This window comes from Methylorubrum podarium (genome assembly GCF_022179745.1).
GTDB lineage: Bacteria > Pseudomonadota > Alphaproteobacteria > Rhizobiales > Beijerinckiaceae > Methylobacterium > Methylobacterium podarium.
Genome location: NZ_BPRD01000502.1, coordinates 1 through 5087 on the forward strand (window position 1 = coordinate 1; position 5087 = coordinate 5087).

The 5087-nt window shown below is 69.9% G+C and carries 3 protein-coding genes and 1 pseudogene; 3 read left to right on the forward strand and 1 reads right to left on the reverse strand.

The features are described from left to right. Positions 1-287 precede the first annotated feature (287 nt). Entirely contained in the window at positions 288-1316 is a 1029-nt protein-coding gene (locus MFF42_RS21980; RefSeq protein ID WP_238257750.1) for a GlxA family transcriptional regulator, read from the reverse strand. A gap of 430 nt (positions 1317-1746) precedes the next feature. Between MFF42_RS21980 and MFF42_RS21985 the strand changes: the two genes are divergently transcribed. The 3 genes and pseudogenes from MFF42_RS21985 to MFF42_RS21995 all read left to right on the forward strand — a co-directional run. Then, a complete protein-coding gene (locus tag MFF42_RS21985; RefSeq protein ID WP_238257752.1) occupies positions 1747-3000 on the forward strand; it encodes a sarcosine oxidase subunit beta family protein in 1254 nt (417 codons plus the stop codon). 19 nt (positions 3001-3019) lie between these two features. Next, positions 3020-3280, forward strand: a pseudogene (locus MFF42_RS21990) (sarcosine oxidase subunit delta); the annotation flags it as partial. A 130-nt stretch (positions 3281-3410) separates the two neighbouring features. Continuing rightward, on the forward strand, positions 3411-5087 hold a 1677-nt coding region (locus MFF42_RS21995; RefSeq protein ID WP_238257753.1), incomplete at its 3' end, for a 2Fe-2S iron-sulfur cluster-binding protein.

Consider the following 5087-nt stretch of genomic DNA (forward strand, 5'->3'; position numbering starts at 1 on the left):
GATGGGGTACGGCCCGAGCCGATCAGCCGGAAACCGTATCAGTCCTCGCTGTCGCATGATGGTTTCGGAAAACCGGATTCCACCGCTCCGCCCAATCGGCGAACATCCGCTTCCGGGTGCGATGACCGTCATTGCGGTCGCTTGGCCGAGTGAAGGCTCGCCTTCCACCCGCAGCAGCCATGGGCACGGTCAAGCCGATCGGATGTCGACGGTAAGCCCCGTCCGCCTTCCGGCTGGTGTGAGCCTGGTCGTCGCGATGCCGGGATCGACGCGCCGGGGTAGCCCCCTCAGCCGCGCGCCCCTTGCGCCTGCATGGTCTTCCGCTCCGCGCTCGGCGGCTGGCCGAAGCAGTCGAGATAGGCCTTCGAGAAGTGCGAGGCCGAGGTGAAGCCGCACTCGAACGCCACCGAGAGCAGCGGCATCGCCGTCTGGCGGATCAGGGTGCGGGCGTGCTCCAGCCGGATGCGCAGGTAGTGCTTGGCCGGCGAGCGGCCGAGATATTTCAGGAACAGCCGTTCGAGCTGGCGGGTCGAGAGATGCACCGCGTCGGCGAGCTCCTGGCTGCCGAGCGGCTCGGCGAGCGAGGTCTCCATCAGTCCCACCACCCGCAGCAGCTTCGGATGCGAGACGCCCAGGCGCATGCGCAGGTCCATCCGCTGGCGCTCGCCGGATTCGCGGATGCGGTGGTGGATGAGCTGGTCGGCGACCTCCGAGGCCACGCTCGGCCCGTGGTCGCGCATGATCAGCGACAGCATCATGTCCGCCGCCGCGGTGCCGCCCGCGCAGGTGAAGCGGTTGCGGTCGATCTCGAATAGGTCGGAGCCGATCTCCAGCCCGTCATGCTCCGAGACGAGGCCCGGCAGGTTCTCCCAGTGGATCGTCGCCCGGTAGCCGTCGAGGAGGCCGGCCTTGGCCAGCACGTAGGTGCCCGTGCACACCGCCCCGATCGCCGCCCCGCGGGCGCTGCAGCGGCGCAGGGCCGCGTGGAGGGCGCGGTGATCCGGGCGCTGGATGTCGATGCCGCCGCACACGACCATCATGTCGAAGTCCTGCGCCTCGCAGAAGCGGCCCGCGACCTTGACCTCGATCCCGTTCGAGGCGGTGCACTTGGTGCCGTCCTCCGACCACAGCGAGAAGCGGTAGAGATCGCGTCCGACCGCGCGGTTGGCGAGCCGCAGGGGCTCGATCGCCGAGGAGAAGGCGATCATCGAGAAGCGGTCGACCAGCATGAAGCCGACGGAGATGGCCTTCCCGGAGAGGGCCTCGTTGCCGGCCACCACGCTGGCCGGGCATGCCTCCCCGGCCGATATCGTCATTTCCATCCCGACCACCATTTGCCGGCCTTTGCCGCCGCTTGGTGGGCAAGTCGCGTGCCGTGCCGATCCCGGTGCCGATGCGGCCGCGGGAGCGATTCGGACGCGTCCCGCTTGTCGCCGACCGTGTCGCCGACATCGGTGATCAGACGCGGCGCGCCCGCCGAGGCGTTGCCCACACCGGAACTTAATCTCCGATTGTTCGCCGAACGCAATAGAATAATTCTTGTTCGATCCCGCCTCACGGCGGCGTGACCGGCACAGACGGCCCGTTCTGTAAGTCAAGCGCGCCCATCGAACGGGCAATTCGGCGTTTCGGGCAGCAGCCCTCGGGAAAACGAGCGAAGTCGGGAATCCCAAACTCGCGGTCGCCGTCGATCAAGCCCCGCCGCGGCGCGCGGACCATGATCCGTCAACACCGCGAGGTCGACCGATGCGCCGCTTCTCCCTCACGTCGCTACTCTCCGAATCCCTGCGGGGGCATACGGGCTGGGGCCGCCAGTGGCGCGCCCCCGAGCCGAAGCCCCGCTACGACGTCGTCATCGTCGGCGGCGGCGGGCACGGCCTCGCGACCGCCTACTATCTCGCGACCGTCCACGGCATCACCAACGTGGCGGTGCTGGAGAAGGGCTGGATCGGCGGCGGCAATACCGGCCGCAACACCACGATCATCCGCTCCAACTACCTCTACGACGAGAGCGCGGCGATGTACGAGCACGCGCTCAAGCTCTGGGAGGGCCTGTCCCAGGAGCTGAACTACAACATCATGTTCTCCCAGCGCGGCGTCCTGATGCTCGCGCACAACATCCACGACGTCCAGAGCTTCAAGCGCCACGTCTACGCCAACCGTCTCAACGGCATCGACAACGAGTGGCTGTCGAAGGAAGAGTGCAAGGAGTTCTGCCCGCCGCTCGATATTTCGGGCTCCTTGCGCTACCCGGTGCTCGGCGGCGCGCTCCAGCGCCGGGCCGGCACCGCCCGCCACGACGCCGTGGCCTGGGGCTATGCCCGCGGCGCCGACGACCGCGGCGTCGACATCATCCAGAACTGCGAGGTCACCGGCATCCGCCGCGACGCCTCCGGCGCGGCGGTGGGCGTCGAGACCAGCCGCGGCTTCATCGGCGCCGGCCGGATCGGCGTGGTGGCCGCCGGCCACACCTCCACCTTGATGTCCATGGCCGGCGTATCGATGCCGCTGGAGAGCTACCCGCTCCAGGCGCTGGTCTCCGAGCCGGTCAAGCCGTGCTTCCCCTGCGTGGTGATGTCCAACGCGGTCCACGCCTACCTGTCGCAATCCGACAAGGGCGAACTCGTCATCGGCGCCGGCACCGACCAGTACACCTCCTACAGCCAGCAGGGCGGGCTGCACATCACGACGCACACGCTCGACGCGATCTGCGAGCTGTTTCCGCAATTCACCCGGATGCGGATGCTGCGCTCCTGGGGCGGCATCGTCGATGTGACGCCGGACCGCTCGCCGATCATCGGCAAGACCCCGGTGCCGAACCTGTTCGTCAATTGCGGCTGGGGCACCGGCGGCTTCAAGGCGACCCCCGGCTCGGGCCACGTCTTCGCCCACACGCTCGCGACCGGCACGCCGCACGCGATCAACGCGCCCTTCACCCTCGACCGGTTCCGCACCGGCCGCCTCATCGACGAGGCCGCCGCCGCGGCCGTCGCGCACTGATCTGGACGGAGGCCGAACCATGCTGCTGATCGCCTGTCCCCATTGCGGCAACCGGCCCGAGACCGAGTTCCGGTGCGGCGGCCAAGCCCATATCGCCCGCCCGGCCGACCCGATGACCGTCGATGACGGCGCCTGGAGCGAGCACCTGTTCGTGCGCGCCAACCCCAAGGGCGTGCATGCCGAGCGCTGGTGCCACGTCCACGGCTGCGGCCGCTGGTTCAACGCCCTGCGCGACACGGTGAGCGACCGCTTCATCGAGACCTATCCGATGGGGGCACGAGCGCGCTCCGCCGAAGTGGCCGCCGGTTCGGCGCAAGAGCGCGCGACAAACCAGACTCCGAAATCCGGCGTGAAGCCCGGGACGATTCTCGGAACCAATTCCGCAACCCAGAGCGAGACGAGGGCGTGAGATGGCACAGCCGTTCAGATTGTCCCGCGGCGGACGCATCGACCGCACCCGCCCCATCGTCTTCGAATTCAACGGCAAGCCGGTCCACGGATTCTCCGGCGACACCGTCGCCTCGGCGCTGCTCGCCAACGGCATCCACCTCGTCGGACGCTCGTTCAAGTATCACCGCCCCCGCGGCATCCTGAGCCACGGCCCCGACGAGCCGAGCGCGCTGCTCTCGGTCGATCGCGGGCCCGGCCGGATCGACCCGAACAACCGCGCCTCCGTGATCGAGGCACGCTCCGGCCTGCGCACGGCCTCGCAGAACCACTGGCCGTCCCTCGACTTCGATGTCGGCGCGGTCAACGACCTTCTGTCGCCGGTCTTCGTGGCGGGCTTCTACTACAAGACCTTCATGTGGCCCCGGAAGTTCTGGGACCGAGTCTACGAGCCGTTCATCCGCGCCGCCGCCGGCCTCGGCAAGGCGCCGACCCAGGCCGATCCCGACCGCTACGCCAACCGCCACGCCCATTGCGACGTGCTCGTCGTCGGCGCCGGCCCGGCGGGTCTCGCCGCCGCCCTCGCCGCGGCGCGCACCGGCAAGCGGGTCATCCTCGCCGACGAGGGCCCGGAGCCCGGCGGCTCGCTCCTGCACGACACGACGGCGCAGATCGACGGACGCCCGGCGGCGGACTGGCTCGCCGAGACGCTGGCCGAACTCGACAGCCGCGAGAACGTGATCCTGCTCTCCCGCACCACGGCCTTCGGCTACTACAACCACAACCACGTCGCGATGACCGAGCGGGTCACCGACCACCTGACGTCGGCCGCGGGCCAGGCGCCCCGCGAGCGCCTGTGGCAGGTGCGGGCGGGCGAGGTGGTGCTCGCCGGCGGCGCCCACGAGCGCCCCCTCGTCTTCGCCGACAACGACCGGCCCGGCATCATGCTCGCCGAGAGCGTGCGGGTCTTCCTCAACCGCTACGGCGTGGCGCCGGGCCGCAAGCTCGTCTTCGCCACGAGCGGCGCCTCCGCCTACCAGGCCGCGCTCGACGCGCGCGCCGCCGGTCTCGACGTCACCCTCGTCGACCTGCGCCTGGAATCGGATTGCGGGCCGGAACTGGCGCAGCTGCGCGCCGCCGGCGCCGAAGTGCTGACCGGCCACACCGTGGTCGGATCGAAGGGCCGAAAGCGCGTCACGGGTCTCATCGTGGCGCCTGTCGGGAGCGACGGCCGGTGCGGCGGCCGTCGCCTTCTTTCCTGCGACTGCGTCGGCATGTCCGGCGGCTGGACGCCCGCCGTCCACCTGTTCTCGCAATCGCGCGGCAAGCTGACCTACGACGCGGGGATCGATGCCTTCGTGCCCGGCACGTCGGCCCAGGCGGAGCGCTCGGCCGGCGCGGCGCGCGGCCGCTACGATCTCGCCGCCTGCCTCGCGGACGGCTTCGCCGCCGGCGCCGCCGCGGCGGGGTCCGACGAGCGGCGGGACTTCAAGGCCACCGTGACGCCGACCGGCTTCCAGCCGGTGCGGATCATGCCCACCGACGCGAACCCGACCAAGGTCCGCGCCTTCGTCGATTACCAGAACGACGTCACCGCCAAGGACATCAAGCTCGCGGTCCGCGAGGGCTTCCAGTCGATCGAGCACGTCAAGCGCTACACCACGACGGGCATGGCGACCGACCAGGGCAAGACCTCGAAC